This window comes from Paractinoplanes lichenicola (assembly GCF_016785085.1).
GTDB lineage: Bacteria > Actinomycetota > Actinomycetes > Mycobacteriales > Micromonosporaceae > Actinoplanes > Actinoplanes lichenicola.
Window position 1 is genome coordinate 346,146 of the sequence record NZ_JAENHO010000008.1, and the last position, 19,037, is coordinate 365,182.

Genomic DNA, 19,037 nt, shown 5'->3' on the forward strand with positions numbered 1-19,037 from the left:
CGCTAGGGATCAGGCGGCCGCGCGACGTCCGTCGCAGTGCTGGACCTGCGTGTACGACTCAAGTCGTACGGGATCAGCCTTGGGTATCGCCGCCCGGCCTGACTTCGTACGGGGTCGGACTCAGGTGTCGCCGCCCGGGCGGACCAGGCCGGACTCGTACGCGAAAACGACCGCCTGGACCCGGTCGCGCAGGCCCAGCTTGGCCAGGATGCGGCCGATGTGGGTCTTGACCGTGGCCTCGGCGACCTGCAGCCGGGCGCCGATCTCGAGATTCGACAAACCCTGCGCGACCAGCAGCAACACCTCGTGCTCGCGATCGGTCAGGTCGGCCGGCGGCGACGGGGAACCGGCCGTGGGCACGAGCCGGCCCGCGAACCGGTCGAGCAGCCGCCGCGTCACCCGGGGCGCCACCACGGCCTCGCCGCTCGCCACCACCCGGATCGCCGACAGCAGCTCCTCCGGCGGCACGCTCTTGAGCAGGAAGCCGCTCGCGCCGGCCTGCAACGCCGCGAACGCCTCCTCGTCGGTGTCGAACGTGGTCAGCACCAGCACCCGGGGCCGCGGCCCGGCCGCGCAGATCTGCCGGGTGGCGGCCACCCCGTCCAGCACCGGCATCCGCAGGTCCATCACCACGACGTCGGCCTCGGTCGTGCGCAACAGCCGCAGCGCCTCGGCCCCGTCGCCGGCCTCACCGACGACGGTCATGTCGTCCTGGAAGTCGAGCACCATCCGGAACCCGGCCCGTACGAGCTGCTGGTCGTCGACCAGTACGAGCCGGATCACGCGGGCACCGCCTCGGCGGTCAGCGGGATGCGGGCGCGCACCCGCCAGCCACCGGCCAGGGCCGGGCCCGCGTCGAACGTGCCGCCGTAGAGCGTGGCCCGTTCGCGCATGCCGACCAGCCCGTGCCCGCCGGAGGAAGCCGTCGAGCTTGTGTCCGCGCCGGTGTCGGTCACCTCCAGCTCCACGGCGCCGGGCCGATAAGTCACCCGTACGGTGGCCGAAGGCTCCGGACCGGCGTGCTTGAGCGTGTTCGTCAGCGACTCCTGCACGATCCGATAGACGGCCAGCTCGACCCCGCCCGGCAGCGGCGGCGGATCGCCCTGCACGACCAGCGCGACGTCGACCCCCGCGGCCCGGGCCCGCTCGACCACCGAGGCAACCGCGTGATCCCGGTCGGCCTCCCCGTCACCGCGCAGAATCCGTACGAGGTGACGGATCTCCTCCAGGGCGTCGGCCCCGGTCGCGCCGATCGTGCGCAACGCCTCGCGGGCCCGCTGCGGGTCGCGGTCGAACGCGTACTCGCCGCCGTTGGCCTGCAACACGATCACCGACAGCGAATGGGCGACGATGTCGTGCAGCTCCCGCGCGATCCTGGCCCGCTCCTCGGCCACGGCTATCCGGGCCTGGTCCTCGCGTTCCCGTTCGGCGGTGCGCAGACGCTCACCCGCGTTCGCCCGCTGCTGCCGCCAGAAACGGGTGCTCAGGCCGGCCGCCCAGACCAGGGCGGCCAGGGTCAGCATGTCGACCACGGACGAGCCGAGCCGGTCCCACTCGACCGGCGTCCAGCCGCGCAGCTCCGACGGCCGCACCTCGATCAGCAGCGCCCCGCCTACCAGGGCGAACAGGGCCCCGGCCGCGGCCGCACGCAGCGAGCTTTCGTAAGCGATTACGGCGTGACTGGCTACCGCCAGCGAGACCAGCAGCATCCCCTCGTGCAACTGGGTGCCATCGACCACGACGGGCGCGGCGGCGAACGCGAGCACGGTCACGACGGCCAGAACGAGCACCGGCCGGCTGCGCCGCCACAGTAACGCCACGCCGACCAGCAGGCCGTAGCTCAGCCCGCCCCACCGGAACTGATGCCACCACCAGGTGGAGAGCACCACCATCGAGCCGGACACCGCCAGATCGAGCACAAGCGCCCGGCGCGAGGATTGCCACATATCGCGAGCATAGGAGGCTGTGCCCGCCTGGGGGCGACCCTCGGACCCCACGGCGACGGCGGCCGCGACCCCGGCCACCAGCACCCGGGGGTCTCGTTAAAGAAACTTTAAGGAACGCTTGCTCGGCGTCATGAACTGCTGCCACATCACTGCTCGTATATCTCGGCACAGGCAGTACCGAGACTTAGAGGAGCCCTGCATGTATCGACGCGGAGTCAGCAGCCGGACGCGCAAGCTGTTGATCGGAGGCGCCGCCGCAGCGCTGCTCGGCTCGGCTCTCGCCGTCGGCACGGGGATGAGCCAGGCCGCCGAACAGGGCAACGCCGGCAACATCAATGCTTTGGTGCCGGCGCTGGGTTTCAGTCCGGGCGATCCGAACGCGACGGCCGACCGTGTGGGCCCCACCGGGATTAATGTTCCCGGTCGCTGCCCGCCCACTCAAGACCAGGTGAACGCGCAGGTAGCGCTCAAGAATGGGAGCCTTCCGAGTGGGGCGGACCTCGAGAGCCGCATCCAGCGTTATGAGAAGACCTTGTCGGCGATTCAAGACTTGAAGTGCCCCGCATCTTCCACGACTTTGCTGGGCCGCTTGAAATCGTTGACCGCGCTGCGTGGAAACCCGAACGCCGACAACATCCTGCGTGGTTTGGGGTTGAACGAAACGCCGGCGGACGCGGGTTCGGGCCAGAGTGGAGCGACGGGGAACGCCGGAGCCGACTCCGGCTCCGGCTCCGGCTCCGGCCCCGGTGACGTTAACGCTTTGGTGCCGGCGCTGGGTTTCAGCCCGGGCGATCCGAACGCGACGGCCGACCGCGTGGGCCCCACCGGGATTAATGTTCCCGGTCGCTGTCCGCCCACTCAAGCCGAAGTGAACGCGCAGGTAGCGCTCAAGAACGGCAACCTTCCGAGTGGAACGGACCTCGAGAGCCGCATCCAGCGTTATGAGAAGACCTTGTCGGCGATTCAGGACTTGAAGTGCCCCGCATCTTCCACGACTTTGCTGGGCCGCTTGAAATCGTTGACCGCGCTGCGCGGAGACGCGAACGCCGACAACATCCTGCGTGGTTTGGGTTTGAACGAAACGCCGGCGGGCTGAAGCCGCGCGGAATACGGAACCGCCTCGCCGGAGGCCCTCGCACCAACGGGGGTCTCCGGCGCGTCCGTGTGTGGGCTTCGGCACGCTGACCGACCCCGGCGCTGAGAACTATCGCGAGCCCCTCGCGCACCGCACCGGCGCACCGCACCGGCGCGCCGCACCGGCGCGCCGGCCGGCCACGGTCCTGGGGGCGCGGTCTGTGGACGATTCGACCGGCCTGAGCGTACGGGCTCAGAGGCGGTTTCGAGGCTGCCCAAGACCGGCAGAGCGGAGGCGACGGCGCTCCGCGGCTGCCGCGAAGTTTGAGAATGTCAACGGGCCCACGCGGGATCGACGGCGGCGCGGAGGATCGGGAGGAAGCGGTCGACCGTGGCCGGCTTGGTGCGGCCCGCGGCTGTCGCGGCGTAGATGCGGCGCGTGGGTTCGTCGTCGCGGTGCAGGTTGAGCAGGGCGACATCGGCGGGTTTGCCGCGCATGGCCAGGGCCGGCACGAGGGCCACGCCCAGGCCCGCGGCCACGCAGCCCAGTTTGCCGGTCCACTCAGCGGCCACGATGTCGATGCGCGGCTGGAAACCGGTGGGCAGGGCCGCCCGCAGCAGCGTGGACTCGGCGTCGGCGGAGCCGGCGATGAACGGGTCGTCGGCCAGTTCGGCCAGCCGGACAGTGCGGCGCCGGGCCAGGCGGTGATCGCGGGACACGGCCACCAGCAGGCGCTCGTCGAGCAGGTGACGCAGCTCGAAGCGGGTGGTGTCGATCGGCCCGGCCGGTGACTCGCTGACGATCGCCACGTCGGCCTCGCCCGCGGCCAGCCGGTCCAGCAGCCGGGGGGTCAGCCCCTCGACCAGGCTCAAGGCGATTTCCACGTACGCCTCCCGGAAGCGCGCCAGCGCCCGCGGAACGAGCGCCGCGACGGCCGTCGGGAAGGCGGCCACCCGCAGCCGGCCCGTCCCCACCGCGCGCAGGTCGTCGACGGCCCGGCGGGCGGCGGTGAGCCGGTCGAGGATCGCGTCGGCGTGCGGGAGCAGCGCGCGACCCTCCTCGGTCAGCGTGACCCCGCGCGGCACCCGGTCGAAGACGGCCGTGCCGAGCTCGGCCTCCAACGCCGCGACCTGGCGGGACACCGCCGACTGGGTGTAGCGCAGACGCCGCGCGGCCGCGGTGATCGAGCCCGAGTGGGCGACCGTCCGGAACACTTCGAGCAACGCGGTATCCATGAGGCGACAGCATGGCAGACATGCGTGACATTCGCTGGTGGCATGGCAGAGCCGGTCCTAGCGTCGTCGGCATGGTGAAGATGACGCTCGACAATCCCGCATCGGTGGCCGCGCCGTTCGGCGATCGGTTCGCGCACGTCGCCCGCATCGACGTGGGCGGCGGGGCGCTGCTGATGCTGGCCGGACAGGTGGCGGTGGACGATGACGGTTCGGTGGTGGCGCCTGGGGACGCGGGAAAGCAGGCCGTTCGGATCTTCGAGATCGTCGAGGGGCTGCTGGCGGCCCACGGATCGAGCCTGGCCGACGTGTTGTTCATCCGGACGTTCATGACCAGCCTCGACGATCTGCCCGCCTACGGGGAGGTGCGCCGCCGGCTGTTTCCGGCCCCCGGCAGGAAGCCACCGGCCAGCACGACGGTCGAGGTGGGCAAGCTGTTTCTGCCCGGCGCGGTGCTGGAGGTGGAGGTCACCGCGATCGCCCACTGACGAGGCGGCGGCGGTCGTCGGGCAGGCGTTCGGTCAGGTGGCGGTGATCCAGGAGTTCGAGGAGCGGCACGGCCACCCGGCGGGTGGTGTCGAGGGCGCGCCGGGCCTCGCTCAGGGTGAACGGCTGGGGGAGGGCGGCCAGGGCCTCGGCGGCGGCCTCGACCGCGCCGGCGGCCAGCACGACCTGGGGGGCGAGCTGGATGACGAGGCCGGTGCGGGCGGCGGCGGCCAGCTGGCGGGGGCCGAGGCCGAGGGCGGTGAGGTCGTTGGCCTCGGGGGCGGCGAACGGGCTCAGGCCGGCGAAGGCCTTGGCCACCAAAGCGACAAGCTCCTCGGGCGGGCCGGGCGTGCCCGAGGCGACCCGGCCGGCGCGGATGGTGAGCGGCGCGCGGACGAGCGCGGTCACCAGGGCGCGGTCGGGCAGGTCGAGGCGGTGCCGCAGGGCCTCGATCGGCATGCCGGGTTCGAGGGGGTGCTCGCGCTGAAAGGTTGCGACCTCCTCGGGCAGGCGCTCGCCGAGCGACGCCCAGAAGTCCGGGTCGGCATACCAGTCGCCGGCCACGGGCGTGGCGGGCGAGGGGAGGGGGACGCCCATCGCGGCCAGGTCGGCGGCGCGCATCAGGTGGCGGCGGGTCAGCTCGCCGGCCAGCGAGGGGTGGCCGTCCATGGTGGCGAGCGCGTCGGCTCGGGCGGTGGCGGCGCCTCGCCGTTTGAGGCCGGGCGGGGCGACGTCCAGGACGGTGACGCCCCCGGCCACGTGGTGACGGCCGGGATCCCGCAGGAGCAGGCGGTCGCCGATGCGCAGCGGAAGGGGCCGGGACAGGCGGAGGCGAGCCGTGTCGGGGCCGAGCGGGCGGACGCGTACGGGAACCGCGGCGGAGCCGGCGTGCAGCGTCATCGTGGTGGGCAGGTCGGCCGTCGGGTCGCCGTGCAGGCGGATGTCGATCAGGTCGGTGGGGCGGAACCGGCCGGGGGTCAGCAGGGCGTCGCCGCGGCCCACGTCGTCGCGGGCGGCGCCGCGCAGGTTGACGGCGACGCGCGCCACGGCGGTGATCGAGTCGGCGGGCTTTCCGAGGGACTGCAGACCCCGTACGCGGACCAGGCCGTCACCCAGGGCCAGCTCGTCGCCGGGGCGCAGGGATCCCGCGCCCAGCGTGCCGGTGACGACCGTGCCGGCGCCCTTGACCGTGAAGGAGCGGTCGATCCACAACCGTACGGGGGCCGTGGTGTCGGGTGTGGGAAGGCCGGCCACCAGGGAGTCGAGCGCGGTGCGCAGGTCGTCCAGTCCGAGGCCGGTCACGCCGCTCACGGCCACGGCGGGCACGGTGCCCAGGGGCGTCGCGGCGATCTCGGCCAGGGCGGCCGCGATGGCGGGACCGGGGTCGGCCAGGTCGCTGCGGGTGACGACCAGCAGTCCGTGGCGCACGTCGAGGGCGGCCAGCGCGGCCAGGTGCTCGGCCGACTGCGGTTTCCAGCCCTCGTCGGCGGCCACCACGATCATGGCGGCGGGCACCGGGCCGAGGCCGGCGAGCATGTTCGGGACGAAGCGTTCGTGGCCGGGGACGTCGACGAACGCGACCGTCTCGCCCGAGCCGAGCGTCGTCCACGCGAAGCCGAGGTCGATCGTCATGCCGCGGCGGCGTTCCTCGGCCCAGCGGTCGGGTTCCATGCCGGTCAGCGCCCGCACCAGCGTCGACTTGCCGTGGTCGACGTGCCCGGCCGTGGCTACGACGTGCACGTCAGTCCACCCGCGAGGACACGGCGATCACCATGTCGGCCACGACGCGGTCGGCCTCCGGCGGCACGCAGCGCAGATCGAGCAGCAGCCGGCCACGGTCGACCCGCCCGACCACCGGCGTGGGGGCGGCGCGCAGCGGGGCCGCGTACGCGGAGGGCAGGGAGAGTGACCACGACGGGAGGGTGACCTCGGGCGCGCCCCCGCCACCCACGACGGCGTCCGATTCGACCAGCTCGACCGAAATGTCCGCAGCGGACAGGAGAGCTAGCACCCGCGCGGAACGCTCGTAGAGGGACGACGGGGAGACCCGCAGCGCGTCCCACGTCGGAGTGGACGGCCCGGTCAGCGTGGCCTGCAAGGCGGCCAAGGTCAGCTTGTCGACCCGCAGGGCACGGGCCAGCGGATGCCGGCGCAACTGGTTGATCAGCGGGGCCGCACCGAGCAGCAGCCCGGCCTGCGGGCCGCCGAGCAGCTTGTCGCCGCTGGCGATCACCAGGTCGGCCCCGTCGGCCAGGGTGGTGGCCGCGTCGGGCTCGCCGGGCAGCAGCGGATCGGGCGCGAGCAGGCCCGAGCCGATGTCGGACACCACCGGCGGCCCCACCCCGGCGAGCGCGGCGATCGGCACGGCGCTGGTGAAACCCCGTACGACGAAATTGGACGGATGGACCTTGAGCACGAACCCGGTCGACGGGCCGATCGCCCGCTCGTAGTCGTCGAGCGAGGTGCGGTTGGTCGTGCCCACCTCGCGCAGCCGGGCGCCGGTCGATTCGAGCAGGTCGGGCAGCCGGAAGCCGTCGCCGATCTCCACCATCTCGCCACGGCTCACGATGATCTCGCGGCCGCCGCCCGCCAGCGCCGTGGCCGCCAGCACGAGCGCGGCCGCGCCGTTGTTGACCACGTGCACGTCCCCGGCGGCCGGCACCGCCCGCTGCAGGGCGGCCAGCGCCGTCCGCCCCCGCTTGGCCCGGCGGCCCGTGACCAGGTCGAGCTCGACGTCGGTGTGCCCGGCCGCGGCGGTCACCGCCTCGCGCGCGGCGGGGGAGAGCGCCGCCCGGCCCAGGTTGGTGTGCAGCACGACCCCGGTCGCGTTGAGCACGGGGCGCAGCCCGCCGGGCAGGGCGGCCAGCGCGGCGTCGACCACCTCGTCCGGTTTCAGGGCCCCGGCCCGTACGCGTTGCAGCGTGGCCACCACCGCGGCCTTGACCGCCGCCCGGCCCTCGCGCTCGGTCGCGGCCGCGAGCCGGGGATCGGCCAGCACCACGTCCGTCCGCGGAACGTGCCGCCGCGAGTCCACCATGGCTTTCAGACTAGGTCCTGTTTCGTAGTGGGGGTGGGAGCGAGGCCGGGTCCAGATTTCGTCTGGTGGTGGCCCGGGGAAGCCTGGCTCCCGGTGTTGGAACCTGGCTTTCACGGGACGCCGCCAGGCGGGATCTGGGCCCTGCCGCAGCCCCGCCCCCACTGCGAAACAGGGCCTAGCCTCGACGGCGTAGGCGATCATGAACGCGTGGGCGCGCTGGAGATCGACTTTCACGAGAACGGGTCGCTGATCTGGACCTGGCCGCTCACGCTCGTGGCGTCGGCGCTCGGCGTGGTGCTCATCGGGGTGTCCTTCGTCGTGCCGTGGACGATGAATGTCAGCATCGCCGGGATCGTGGCCCTGTTCGTCGCGCTCGGCGGGCGGCTGTCGTCGGCGCTCGAGCTGCGGTACGCCGACGCGCCGCTCGCCCAGATCGGCGCCCCGGCCAGAACGGCCCGCCGCCGGTGGGCGATGCGCAGCAGTGGCGTCCCGCTGGTGACCGCCGGGCTCGGCGTGCTGCTGGTCGTGGCGGCCGCGGGTGACCCGCTCATCACGGCGTTCGGGCTCGCCTTCATCACGTTCGGGCTGGTCGTCGGGCCGGCCGCCGGATTTGTCGTCAGCCCGCGGCATTTGCATATAGACACCGCGTTCTGGCGGGTCAGCGTGCCCCGGCACCTGATCGGGGAGTTCGAGCACAGCGACCTCGACGTCCGGCTGCGGCTGCGCGACGGCGACTTCGTCGACATCCGGGTCGACTCGCCGATCATGGAGTACAGCTCGAAGGGCTACTGGATGAACGCCCGCTGCCGCGTCCGCACCACGGCCCGGATCGTCCGGATGCTCGACGCCGTCCCGCCTTCCGCCGGCTGGACGGCGGAATCGGTCGGGCGAAGAAGGCGGCCGGTCGTGATCGGCGCGACGCTGGTCGCGGTGGCGGCAACGATCATCCTGGCCGTCCACGGCGTCCTGGTTCTGGCGGCCGCCTAGTAAATCGGACGTATAGGACGCCTCTCGCTGGGTACGCCCGGGGCATGCTCTTCCGGAACCGTGACGAGGCCGGCCGCCTGCTCGCCGAGGCGGTCGCCGACCAGGTGCGCCGGCGCCCCGGCCCGGCCCCGCTTGTGCTCGCCCTGCCACGCGGGGGCGTTCCCGTCGCCGTACGGGTGGCGGCCCGCGTCGGCGGCGAGCTCGACCTCGTGATCGCCCGCAAGATCGGGATGCCGGGGCGGCCCGAGTTCGGCGTCGGCGCGATCGCCGAGGACGGGCCGCCGGTCTTCGGCGAGGGGCACGAACCGGACGGCTACGCGGAGACCGTCGCCGAGGAGCGGGCCGAGCTGGCCCGGCGCGTGCGCGAGTATCGTGGCGACCGGCCGCCGCCCGACCCGACCGGCCGCGAGGTCGTGGTGGTCGACGACGGGCTGGCCACCGGGGTCACCGCGCGGGCCGCCCTGCGCTGGCTGCGCGGCCGGCACCCGGAACGGCTGATCCTCGCCGCGCCCGTGTGCTCGCCGCAGGCCCACGACGCGCTGGCCGACGACGCCGACACGGTCATCTGCCTGAGCGAGCCGGCCGAGTTCCGCGCGGTCGGCCAGTGGTACGAGAATTTCGACCAGCTCACCGACGCCGACGTCGACCGGGCGTTGAGAGGCTTCGCTCACACCTGAGCCAGAGTATGTACGGGCGTACACACTATATGTACGCTCGTACGCATGACGACCCTGGCTGCCGCGCCCCCGCGGAAGGCGCGCGCCGCAGTTGCGGCCCTGTTCCTCACCAACGGCGCGGTGTTCTTCAACGTCGTGCCGCGATTCCCGCAGATCAAGGCCGACCTCGGCGTGAGCAACGCCGTCTTCGGCACGGCCCTGGCCGCGATGCCGCTCGGCGCCCTGATCGCGGGCCTGCTGGCCGGCGCGGCCATCCGCTGGCTCGGCTCGGCCAAGGTCGCCTCGTTCGGCATCGTCCTGCTCACGGCGGCCACGCTGGCCATCCCGTTCGCGCCGCACTGGCTGGTCTTCGCGGCCACCCTCTTTGTGGTGGGCGCGCTCGACTCGATCGTCGACGTCGCGCAGAACGCCCACGGCCTGCGGGTCCAACGCCTCTACGGCCGCTCGATCCTCAACTCGCTGCACGGCGTCTGGAGCATCGGCGCCGTCCTCGGCGGCCTGATGGGCTCGGCCGCCGCGGGCCTCGAACTGCCGCTGAGCGTGCACCTGACCATCTCGGCCGTCCTGTTCAGCGCGGTCGCCCTGATCGCGTTCCGCTTCCTGCTGCCCGGCGCCGAGGACGCGGAACGCACCGAGCCGCCGGTCGCCTCGCCCAAGGCCCGCTTCACCGGCACGGCCATCCGCATGCTGGCCGCGCTCGGTGTGCTCGCCGCCGCCGGCGCCCTGGTCGAGGACGCGGGCTCCTCATGGGGCGCCCTGTTCTTCACCGAGGAGCTGCACACGGCCGCAGCCACCGCTGGACTGGCCGTCGTCGCCCTGCAGACCGCCATGACCATCGGCCGGCTGCTCGGCGACCGTGTCGTCGACCGCTTCGGCCAGCGCACGGTCGTCCGCGTCGGCGGCGCCGTCACCGCCGTCGGCATGGGTCTGGCCCTCGCCTTCCCGTCCGTGCCGTCCGTGCTCGCCGGTTTCGCCCTGGCCGGCCTCGGCTCCGCCACCCTCGTCCCCGCAGCCATGCACGCCGCCGACGAGCTTCCCGGCCTCGCCCCCGGCACCGGCCTGACGATCGTCAGCTGGCTCCTGCGCGGCGGCTTCCTGCTCTCCCCGCCCCTCGTGGGCTTCGTCGCCGACCTCTCCAGCCTGCGCGCCGGCCTGCTCAGCGTGGTGCTGGCCGGCCTGATCATGCTCGTGCTGGGCCGCATCCTGATCAACCGCCAACCCACACCCCACCCGTACGCCACGTCGGGGCCACAAGAGCAGTAGGGCGGCTCGCGCCGCAGCTGCGACCCGGGTGGTGGGTCACGGCCGTAGCGCACGACCGGGATGTTCCCGGTGGTCACGCTGGGGGCAGCCGGACGGTCACGACCAGCCCTCCGCTCCGGATCGGGGTGAGGTGGATCGTCCCCTGATGGGCGCGGACGATGCTGTGCACGATCGCCAGGCCCAGCCCGGCCCCGACGTGCTCGTCGGTGCGCACCCGCTGGGTCCCGCGGTGGAACGGCTCGAGCAGCCGCGGCAGCTGCTCCGGGGCCAGCCGCGGGCCGGTGTTCTCGACCCGGAGCACGGTTGCGAAATCGCCCTCCCCGGTGTGGATCGTGACCCGGCCGCCGGCGGGCAGGTTGTGGACGATCGCGTTCTGCACGAGGTTGGTGATCATCCGCCCCAGCAGCTCGGCGTCGCCCGCGACCGGGGCCGCGTCGCCGGTCACGGTGAGAGTGACCCGGCGCTGCTCGGCCAGCGGCAGGAGCGTCTCGGCGGTCTCCTCGGCCACGAGCGACAGGTCGACCTTCTCGCGCGCGACGTTGCCCCGCTCGCCCCGGCCCAGCACCAGCAGCGCCTCGGTCAGCTCGATGGCCCGCTTGTTGGCCGCGTGCAAGCGCTCGATCAGCTCGTCGCGGCCGCGCGCCGGGTCCTTGCGGGCGACGTCGAGCAGGGTGCGCGAGATGGCCAGCGGGGTGCGCAGCTCGTGCGACGCGTTGGAGGCGAACCGTTGCTGCTCGGCGACGTGGGCCTCGAGCTGGTCGAGCATCGAGTCGAAGGCGTCCGCCAGCTCGCGGAACTCGTCGTTCCGGCCGTGCAGACGGATCCGGTGCGTCAGCGAGCCGAGCCCGGCCTCACGGGCCGCGGTGGTGATCTGCGTCAGCGGGGCGAGCATCCGGCCGGCCAGGATCCAGCCCCCGACGACCCCGAAGGCGAGCAGGAAGCCCAGCACCGCGGCGGCCCTCGGCGCGAACGCGCGCAGCAACTCGGACCGCACGGGGAAGACGCCGTCGACGGGGACGTTGACGCCGGTCGGGCGGAGCAGGGCCTGGTCGGGGACGTACCGCAGGAGGAACACCCACACCGTCGCGAGCAGCAGCACACCGGCCACCATCAGGAACCCGGCGTAGCTCAGGGTCAGCTTGAACCGGGCGCTCACCCGTCGCCCCCGATCCGATAACCGACGCCCGGGACGGTGGTGATGATCCACGGTTCGCCGAGCCGCTTGCGCAGCGCCGACACGGTGATGCGGACGGCGTTGGTCAGCGGGTCGGCGTTCTCGTCCCAGGCCCGTTCCAGCAGCGACTCGGCGCTGACGACCCCACCCTCGGCCGCCACGAGCACCTCCAGCACAGCGAACTGCTTGCGGGTCAGCGCCACATAGCGGCCGTCGCGGAAGACCTCCCGCCGGAACGGGTCGACCCGCAGGCCCGCGATCTCGCGCACCGGCGGCCGCACATGCCCCCGCCGCCGATCGAGGGCCCGTAGCCGCATCACCAGCTCGCGCAGATCGAACGGCTTGGTCAAGTAGTCGTCGGCCCCCAGCTCGAACCCGGACGCCTTGTCATCGATCCGGTCGGCCGCGGTCAACATGAGGATCGGCATGCCACTGCCGGACGCGACGATGCTTCGGGCCACCTCATCGCCGGACGGGCCGGGAATGTCCCGATCGAGCACCGCCAGGTCGTAGGAGTTGACGCCGAGCAACTCGAGCGCGGTGTCACCGTCCCCGGCGATGTCGGCCGCGATCGCCTCCAGCCGAAGCCCGTCCCGCACAGCCTCGGCCAGATGCGGCTCGTCCTCCACGATCAGTACGCGCATGCCGCTCAGTCTCCCGCCCACTCCACCACTCGTTTGTGCCAGCTGGTTGCCCGCCGCGTCCGCAGCTGGGCCAACCGCCGGTTTGTCGCTGTTAGGCCGCCCGGTTGGCCGCCGGGTTCGCGGGCTGGGCGTGTCACGGGGCCGCCGGGTTCGCGGGCCGGGCGAGCCACGGGGCCGCCGGGTTCGCGGGCTGGGCCAGTCACGGGGCCGCCGGGTTCGCGGGCTGGTTCAGTCAAAGGCCGCCGGGTTCGGGGCTGGGTCAGCCGGCGGATACGCCGCTCTTGCGCCGCTCAGCCTCCCGATCGTCGGCGGCCGCTGTTTGTGCCGCTAAGCCCGCCGTTCATCTGCCCGTGCGGCCGGGTGTGAGCGGCGCTGCGCGGGGGCGGCTCAGTCGTGCGCCACCAGCGGCGTGACAGCAGCCCGAACAGCATCGCGCCGACGGCGTTGATCAGCACGTCGTCGACCGATGAGACCCGGTCGAGCCGGAACACGAACTGGGCTGTCTCGATCACGACGGAGCACGCCGCCCCGAGCGCCAGGATGCGCGGCGCCGAGGCCAGGGCCGCGAACCGCATCGGGGCGAAGAACCCCAGCGCCGCCAGGACGAGCAGGTTGCCCGCTATGCCGAGCGGCGCCATGCCGGCCAGGTCGACCAGCGGGATCAGGCTCACCCGGCCCGGCACCACCCCGGCACCCGGTCCCGGCATCAGGGTCAGCCAGACCATCGGCACCGTCCCGTAGACCATGCCCACCTCGGCCAGCGACCGCCGCCAGTCGCCACGGAGCCCGCTCAGGACCCACGCCACGAGGGCCGCGAGCGGCAGCCCGACCAGGGTCATGAGCACCACCCCGTTCTCCGTGTCATAGCACCCGTGCCAATGCCCGGCGAAGCACCTCGGGGCAGACATCGCCAGCATCCGCCGCCCGGCAAAGAGCGCACCGGCCAGACAGAGGAGCGCCAACCCGCCGAGGACGACCGGCATACCGGGAAGCGTCGCCGTGCGGAGGCGGGTCGGCCTGCCTGCCGACGTTTTGGCAGTCCGTTTGTCAGCCACCGGCGCCTCCATCCGGGGCGACTCCGGTGACGGCCTGCATCTCGCGGGCGACCAGATCTTGCAGGGACAAGCCTTCGGCGTCCCGGTTGACCAGGATGACGCCGACCCAGCCGGTATGCGGATAGATCGTCCAGTTGGCGCCGACTCCTGGGTTGCCGCCGGCCCGCTGGTAGGCCGCCTGCCCGCCGAGGATGTCGGCGACCGTGCCGTACGCGCCGAACGACGCCGGCCCGTGCGGAACCTTGGGCGAAAGGAACACGTCGGCCCAGGCGCGGTCGAGCAGCGTGCCGTCGGTCAGCCCGCGGGCGAAACGCACCAGGTCGGGGGCCGAGGCGAAGCCGCCGTCCCCGGGCGCGTCGACGAAGATGCGGCCCGGATTCTTGCCCTCCACCCAGTCATGAGGGCTGCCCTGGTCGAGGTGGTGCAGGGCGTCGACCACGCTGCCGCCGGCCACCGTCATGTAAGGGTGGGCCAGATGGCGGTCGGTGAGCCACTGCGGCCGCGTGAAGAAGCCGGAACCGGTCATCCCGCAGCGAGCGAAGATGTTGCGCTCGACGTAATCCCAATATGGCAAGCCGCTCACCGCCTCCACGATCAGCGCGGCCAGGGTGACGTCGGCCTCGGCGTGGGCGGTGCTCGGCAGGCCGGGGACGCCCACCAGCGTGGCCAGCCGGGCCCGGCGCTGATAGAAGTCATGCACATCGGCCCGGCTGTGGAAGACGCGCTCGACCTCTTCGGGCGGGGTGTTGGTGCCCGACATGCCGGATAGCAGGTGGTGGATGGTGACCCGCTCGGCGATCTCTTGGTCGATGCCGCTCAGATGTCGGCCCACCTTGTCGGACAGCGTCAGCTTGCCCTGCTGGGCCAGCTGCAGCACGGCGATCGCGTTGAACGGCTTGCCGGCTGAGCTGAGCGTGAACGCGGTGCTCTCGCGGTTGCGGATGCCCCGCTGCTCGTCGGCCATGCCGTAGGCCCGGGACAACACCGTCCGCCCCCGATGGGCCAGCATGACCACGCCGGAGAACTTGCCTGCGGCGGCCAGCCCGGCCACATAGCGGTCGTAGGCGCCGCCGGGCCGAGCGTCGGCCGGAATCGAACCAGACGCGACGGGCCCGGCGTCGTCGGTCGGTCTCGCCGCGGTGGCCGGCCCGGCGGTCAGCAGCGGTCCGGCCCCAGCGGCGGCCAGCCCGGTCATGGCGAGCAGCCCGCGTCGGTCAATGCGTCGTGTCATGCCTCCACTCAAGACCCCCGTCAGTTGCGAGGGCGTATGCGGTTTTCCATACGCCCCCGATACACGGCGGGGTGGGCGCGCCAAAGGGCGGGTGCGGGCAAGGCGGGACGCGCCAAGGGTGGATGAGGGCAAGGCGGGCCTGCTCAGGAAGGGCACCGCCGGGGAGGCGCGGGCGGGGAGGGGCGGGCAAGGTGGGCGCGGGCAGTATGACCGCGGGGCGGGCAGACGCGGGTGGGACGTGGGCAGCGGCGAGCGTGGGTAGGGCGGGCGCGACCAGGGCGGGCGTGGGATGCGGCCGCTTAGTTTGTGCGGGTCAGGCGCCACCACACGGACGGGTCGGCGGTGGCGGAATCGGCCTTCAGGTCGACCCGTACGCCGGAGGCTTGGACCGAACCGACCGTCTGGCCCGCCGTGACCGTGGCGCCCGGGGCTGTGGTGTTGGCCTTGAGCGTCACGGGCAGGCCGGGCCAGCCGACCACCTTGAGGGGCGTCGCCGGGCGGACCGTGCTTGTCGCACCCCACGCCGTCCGGACCTCGCCGACCGGGTCGGCCGGCAGCAGCGTGTATTGCTTGACCGTCTGCCGTACGGCCTTGAGCAGCGCCTTGACCTCGCGGTTGACGTTGGCCAGCTGCTCGGGCGTGTGCAGGCCGGGCTGGTTGAAGACCGCGCCGACGATGGTCAGTTTGCGGCCGCCCACGGTCAGGTGGGCCGAGAAGAGCAGGTTGCCGCCGGCCTCGTCGGTCGAGCCGGTCTTGATGCCGAAGACGCCCTCGACGCCGAGCAGGTCGTTGTAGTTCTTGATCTTGCCGGTGACCGGGAACTGCGCGCTCTCGAGCGCCACGATCTCGGCGAAGACCTCCATCTTGAGCGCCGCCCGGCCCAGTTTGACCTGGTCGGAGGCGGTGCTGATGGTGGTCGGCAGATAGCCGCTGGGGTCGGTGTACTTGGTGTCGGTCATGCCCAGTTCCGCGGCCGCCGCGTTCATCTTGTCGACGAAGGCGGCCTCCGACCCGGCGTCCCAGATCGCCAGCTGGTGCGCGATGTTGTTGGCCGAGGGCAGCATGAGGGCCTCGATCGCGTCCCGCTCGGTCAGCTTCTGGCCGACCTGCACGGGCACGAGCGACTGGTTGCTGGCGATCCGGCCCTGATAGTCGGCGACGTCGGCCGCGGTCACGGTGAGGGACGGCCCCTCCTCGTCACCTTCCAGCGGGTGGTTCTTCAAGATCACGTACGCGGTCATGGTCTTGGCCACGCTGCCGATCGGCGCCGCCTTGTCGGTGCCCGACCCACCGAGGCGGCCCAGGCCCTCGACCATGATCTCGGCCGTGCCGCTGTCGGGCCAGGGCAGCTTCGGGGCCGCGCCGGGGATCTTCATCGTGGTGGCGACGGTGGTGGCCAGGGTCGCCGCCGGCAGTTCCCGGGTCAGCTGGACGGCCGCGCCGCCACCGAGCAGCGCCAGGAGCAGCACAACCACTACCAGTACGGCGATGAGCCGCCCACGCCGGCGGGGCTGCGGAGCGGGCGGATTCCCGTACGTTCCGGACGGCGGCGGCGTCCCATAAGTCGACGGCGCGGCAGCCGGACTCGACGGTGCCGAAGTTCCGTACGTGCCAGGCGAGGCCGGACTCGACGGCGTCCGATTCCCGTACGTGCCGGGCCGTGCCGGGCTGGTGGGCGGCGGGCTCCCGTAAGTGCCGGGCGGCGCGGCCGGAGTGCGGGTCCCATACGTCGACGGGGCCGCCTTACCCGGTGCCGGTGCCGCCGTCCCGTAGGTCGTGGCTGCTTGAGGCCCGCCCGACGTCGGCTTGCCGTAGGTCCCCGGCCGTGCCGGAGGGGCCACGTTCCCGGGGCTCGATGGGCTGGCCGCGCGGGCCGCCGGCTCAGGCGCCCCGCCGTAGACTCTTCCGGCGCCCGGTCGCTCGTCGGCCGGCTTGGCCGAGTCGGACCGGCCCGGCGCCGGGGCGGACCGAGGCGCGGGGACAGGCACCCGCCCGGGCGCGCTCTGCTCGTGCCCGGCGTCAGGCATGGGCCGCGCGGCGGGGACGGACTCGGGCTGGGGTTGCGCGGCGGAAACGGCGTCAGGCTGGGGTCGCGTGGCGGGGACGGACTCGGGCTCGGGCCGGGTGGCGGGAACGGCGACAGCCCCGGCTGCGGCGGCAAGGCTCTGCGGCTCGCGACGACCCTGCGCAGGCACTACGGGCGGCGGAGCCGCCACTCGGGGAGCCACCTGAGTCACGTCGGGGCCCGAAGGCGCCGCGCCAGCGCCGGGTTGCGCGGCAGCCGTGCTCGATCGTGCCGCGGCGGGAGGCGCCGACGCAGGGGACTCGGTTGACGTCTTCGCAGGCCCGGCCGCCGATCCAGGCGTCGCCGGGACCGGCGTGATCGCCGCCGTGCGATCGGGATCAGACGCGGGCGAAGGGGACGAATCGCGCGCTGGAGCGGGCTTGGTGGCCGGGGGCGCCGGCGGGACGCGCGGCGCCTGCGGTTTGGGCGTCCCGGCGAGCTTCCGCAGCGTCGCGTCGGCGTCGGCCAGCGTCTGGGGTTTGGCCGGCGTCCGGGGTTCGGGCGGCACAACCGACAGCGGCGCGGTCGGCTCAGCCTCGTCGGGCGAGCCCGATCCCGAAGTCGTAGGCACGCCGCCGGCCTCGGTGGCCTCCTCGGCCGCCGGGGCGGGGATCACCTGGGTCTCGTCGGTCGGCTTGGCCGGCTGCGTCACTACGTGCTCCTATCCCAGCCCGGCTGCCCGGGCGCACGGGCAAGTATCGCCGGACCGCGCCACTCCGGCCCACCGGGCCTGAACCAACCCCGTCCACCTGTCGTGTGGGTGATTGCGCGATCACCCCATCGCCCGCTAAAGAAGATTCACACCCCCGGGAGGGCCGGATGATCACCGCAAGCCCACAGCGCGTCCGCCGCACCGGTCAGGCCGGGGCCGCGTACGGGCTGCTCTGGATCTTTTTGCTGCTCAACCTGGCGATCGTCGAGCTCATGCTGGCCCACCCGGCCACCCCGGCGCACAACACGCTGACCTCGATCGGGCGGTTTTTCGGCCTGCATCTCGCCTTCGTGATGGCGCTGCAGCTGTTGCTCATCGCCCGGCTGCCGTTCCTGGACCGCCGCATCGGCATGGACAAGCTGACGTCGTGGCACCGCTGGACCGGCTTCGCCCTCTTCTGGCTCGTGCTGCTGCATCCGACATTCGTGATGCTCGGCTATTCGCAGCTCGACCGGATCCCGTTCCTGAGCGAGATCCCGAACCTGGCCAAGCAGATGCCCGTGCTGCTCGGCATGATCGCGGCCGGGCTGATCGGCGTCATCGCGGTGACCTCGGTGCGGGCCGCGCGCCGCCGGGTCCCGTACGAGGTCTGGCACGCGATCCACCTGCTCGTCTACGTCGTGGTCGCGCTCGGCGTGGTCCACCAGGTCTACGAGGGCAGCGCCTTCAAGACCAACAACTTCACCCAGGCGTACTGGTGGGGGTTGTGGCTTTTCGCGATCGGCGCCCTGCTCACCGGTCGTCTGCTGCTGCCGCTCGCCCGCAACCTGCGGCACCGCCTGCGGGTGGCCGCCGTGGTCGCCGAGTCGGACGACGTGGTCTCGGTGCACGTCACCGGGCGTAACCTGCACAAGCTGCACGCGCGGGCCGGGCAGTTCTTCCTGTGGCGCTTCCCCGGGCACAACCGCTGGTGGCAGGTGAACCCGTGGTCGCTCTCGGCCGCCCCCGACGGTCACTCGCTGCGACTGACCGCGAAGGCGATCGGCCGCACCAGCGCGGGCCTGCGTGAGCTGCCGGTGGGCACCCGGGTGTTCGCCGAGGGCCCGTACGGTGCCTTCACCGCCGTCGCCCGCACTCGTCATGACACGCTCCTGATCGCGGGCGGCATCGGCATCACCCCGATCCGGGCGCTCTTCGAGGACGAGACGCTCTCGGGCGACATCGTGGTGCTCTATCGCGTACGCACCCCGGCCGACGCCGTCCTGCTGGGCGAGCTGCGCAACCTGGCCCGGCTGCGGCACGCCCGCCTGCACGTGCTGACCGGCCGCACGAGCCCCGACAACCAGCCGTTCAGCCCGGACGGCCTGCGCGGCCTGGTCCCCGACATCACCGAGCGGGACGTCTTCGTCTGCGGCCCCGCCCCGATGACGACCGAGGTGCTGCGCAGCCTCAAGGCCCTGCGGGTGCCCGCCCGCCAGCGCCACGCCGAGATGTTCCGCCTGGCCGCCTAGGC

At 72.8% G+C, this 19,037-nt stretch carries 16 protein-coding genes; 6 read left to right on the top strand and 10 right to left on the bottom strand.

What is annotated here, in order from left to right; all coding sequences use genetic code 11:
* Positions 1 to 120 precede the first annotated feature (120 nt).
* A complete protein-coding gene (locus JKJ07_RS28595) occupies positions 121 to 783 on the bottom strand; it encodes a response regulator (protein WP_202994902.1) in 663 nt (220 codons plus the stop codon).
* The gene (locus tag JKJ07_RS28600; RefSeq protein ID WP_202994903.1) at positions 780 to 1,946 is read right to left on the bottom strand and encodes a sensor histidine kinase; all 1,167 of its coding nucleotides are present in this window, start codon (positions 1,944 to 1,946) and stop codon (positions 780 to 782) included. Before JKJ07_RS28600 ends, JKJ07_RS28595 begins: the two co-directional genes overlap by 4 nt.
* Positions 1,947 to 2,145: 199 nt before the next feature.
* Between JKJ07_RS28600 and JKJ07_RS28605 the strand changes: the two genes are divergently transcribed.
* Entirely contained in the window at positions 2,146 to 3,042 is an 897-nt protein-coding gene (locus JKJ07_RS28605) for a hypothetical protein (RefSeq protein WP_236030043.1), read from the top strand.
* A gap of 311 nt (positions 3,043 to 3,353) precedes the next feature.
* Here the strand turns inward: JKJ07_RS28605 and JKJ07_RS28610 are convergent, their stop codons facing one another.
* On the bottom strand, positions 3,354 to 4,256 hold the full coding sequence (locus JKJ07_RS28610; RefSeq protein WP_202994905.1) for a LysR family transcriptional regulator: 903 nt from the start codon (positions 4,254 to 4,256) through the stop codon (positions 3,354 to 3,356).
* A 20-nt stretch (positions 4,257 to 4,276) separates the two neighbouring features.
* Here JKJ07_RS28610 and JKJ07_RS28615 point away from each other — a divergent pair, with 20 nt between their 5' ends.
* Positions 4,277 to 4,741 (top strand): RidA family protein, encoded by a 465-nt coding sequence (locus JKJ07_RS28615; protein WP_202994906.1) that lies wholly within the window; start codon positions 4,277 to 4,279, stop codon positions 4,739 to 4,741.
* Here JKJ07_RS28615 and selB read toward each other — a convergent pair.
* Together selB and selA are read right to left on the bottom strand one after the other, a co-directional pair.
* Positions 4,722 to 6,479 (bottom strand): selenocysteine-specific translation elongation factor, encoded by a 1,758-nt coding sequence (gene selB, locus JKJ07_RS51885; RefSeq protein ID WP_202994907.1) that lies wholly within the window; start codon positions 6,477 to 6,479, stop codon positions 4,722 to 4,724. The two genes, JKJ07_RS28615 and selB, sit on opposite strands and share 20 nt — an antisense overlap.
* A 1-nt stretch (position 6,480) precedes the next feature.
* Positions 6,481 to 7,776, bottom strand: a complete 1,296-nt coding sequence (gene selA, locus JKJ07_RS28625; RefSeq protein WP_202994908.1) for an L-seryl-tRNA(Sec) selenium transferase — start codon at positions 7,774 to 7,776, stop codon at positions 6,481 to 6,483.
* Between the two features lie 207 nt (positions 7,777 to 7,983).
* Between selA and JKJ07_RS28630 the strand changes: the two genes are divergently transcribed.
* Genes JKJ07_RS28630 through JKJ07_RS28640 form a run of 3 tightly spaced genes read left to right on the top strand, consistent with a single transcriptional unit; the run spans position 7,984 to position 10,703 of the window.
* Positions 7,984 to 8,763 (top strand): hypothetical protein, encoded by a 780-nt coding sequence (locus JKJ07_RS28630; protein WP_202994909.1) that lies wholly within the window; start codon positions 7,984 to 7,986, stop codon positions 8,761 to 8,763.
* 44 nt (positions 8,764 to 8,807) lie between these two features.
* Positions 8,808 to 9,440 (top strand): phosphoribosyltransferase, encoded by a 633-nt coding sequence (locus tag JKJ07_RS28635; RefSeq protein WP_202994910.1) that lies wholly within the window; start codon positions 8,808 to 8,810, stop codon positions 9,438 to 9,440.
* 45 nt (positions 9,441 to 9,485) lie between these two features.
* The gene (locus tag JKJ07_RS28640) at positions 9,486 to 10,703 is read left to right on the top strand and encodes an MFS transporter (RefSeq protein WP_202994911.1); all 1,218 of its coding nucleotides are present in this window, start codon (positions 9,486 to 9,488) and stop codon (positions 10,701 to 10,703) included.
* A gap of 73 nt (positions 10,704 to 10,776) precedes the next feature.
* Here JKJ07_RS28640 and JKJ07_RS28645 read toward each other — a convergent pair whose 3' ends face one another.
* The 5 genes from JKJ07_RS28645 to JKJ07_RS50225 all read right to left on the bottom strand — a co-directional run bounded on the left by JKJ07_RS28645 (position 10,777) and on the right by JKJ07_RS50225 (position 16,282).
* Positions 10,777 to 11,859, bottom strand: coding sequence for a sensor histidine kinase (locus tag JKJ07_RS28645; RefSeq protein WP_307834454.1), 1,083 nt, complete (start codon positions 11,857 to 11,859; stop codon positions 10,777 to 10,779).
* Positions 11,856 to 12,521 (bottom strand): response regulator transcription factor, encoded by a 666-nt coding sequence (locus tag JKJ07_RS28650; protein ID WP_202994912.1) that lies wholly within the window; start codon positions 12,519 to 12,521, stop codon positions 11,856 to 11,858. Before JKJ07_RS28650 ends, JKJ07_RS28645 begins: the two co-directional genes overlap by 4 nt.
* 290 nt (positions 12,522 to 12,811) lie before the next feature.
* Entirely contained in the window at positions 12,812 to 13,360 is a 549-nt protein-coding gene (locus tag JKJ07_RS28655) for a VanZ family protein (protein WP_236030104.1), read from the bottom strand.
* A gap of 208 nt (positions 13,361 to 13,568) precedes the next feature.
* A complete protein-coding gene (locus JKJ07_RS28660; protein ID WP_202994914.1) occupies positions 13,569 to 14,807 on the bottom strand; it encodes a serine hydrolase domain-containing protein in 1,239 nt (412 codons plus the stop codon).
* A gap of 299 nt (positions 14,808 to 15,106) precedes the next feature.
* Entirely contained in the window at positions 15,107 to 16,282 is a 1,176-nt protein-coding gene (locus JKJ07_RS50225) for a D-alanyl-D-alanine carboxypeptidase family protein (RefSeq protein ID WP_307834455.1), read from the bottom strand.
* A gap of 1,409 nt (positions 16,283 to 17,691) precedes the next feature.
* Between JKJ07_RS50225 and JKJ07_RS28670 the strand changes: the two genes are divergently transcribed.
* The gene (locus tag JKJ07_RS28670) at positions 17,692 to 19,035 is read left to right on the top strand and encodes a ferredoxin reductase family protein (protein WP_202994916.1); all 1,344 of its coding nucleotides are present in this window, start codon (positions 17,692 to 17,694) and stop codon (positions 19,033 to 19,035) included.
* Positions 19,036 to 19,037 lie beyond the last annotated feature (2 nt).

Coding starts and splice junctions, on each gene's coding strand:
- selA (WP_202994908.1), bottom strand. CDS start 7,776: ATGGTGGACTCGCGGCGGCACGTTCCGCGGACGGACGTGGTGCTGGCC.
- JKJ07_RS28655 (WP_236030104.1), bottom strand. CDS start 13,360: ATGACCCTGGTCGGGCTGCCGCTCGCGGCCCTCGTGGCGTGGGTCCTG.
- JKJ07_RS28670 (WP_202994916.1), top strand. CDS start 17,692: ATGATCACCGCAAGCCCACAGCGCGTCCGCCGCACCGGTCAGGCCGGG.
- JKJ07_RS28610 (WP_202994905.1), bottom strand. CDS start 4,256: ATGGATACCGCGTTGCTCGAAGTGTTCCGGACGGTCGCCCACTCGGGC.
- JKJ07_RS28615 (WP_202994906.1), top strand. CDS start 4,277: ATGCGTGACATTCGCTGGTGGCATGGCAGAGCCGGTCCTAGCGTCGTC.
- JKJ07_RS28605 (WP_236030043.1), top strand. CDS start 2,146: ATGTATCGACGCGGAGTCAGCAGCCGGACGCGCAAGCTGTTGATCGGA.
- JKJ07_RS28640 (WP_202994911.1), top strand. CDS start 9,486: ATGACGACCCTGGCTGCCGCGCCCCCGCGGAAGGCGCGCGCCGCAGTT.
- JKJ07_RS28600 (WP_202994903.1), bottom strand. CDS start 1,946: ATGTGGCAATCCTCGCGCCGGGCGCTTGTGCTCGATCTGGCGGTGTCC.
- JKJ07_RS28660 (WP_202994914.1), bottom strand. CDS start 14,807: ATGACACGACGCATTGACCGACGCGGGCTGCTCGCCATGACCGGGCTG.
- JKJ07_RS28635 (WP_202994910.1), top strand. CDS start 8,808: ATGCTCTTCCGGAACCGTGACGAGGCCGGCCGCCTGCTCGCCGAGGCG.
- JKJ07_RS28650 (WP_202994912.1), bottom strand. CDS start 12,521: ATGCGCGTACTGATCGTGGAGGACGAGCCGCATCTGGCCGAGGCTGTG.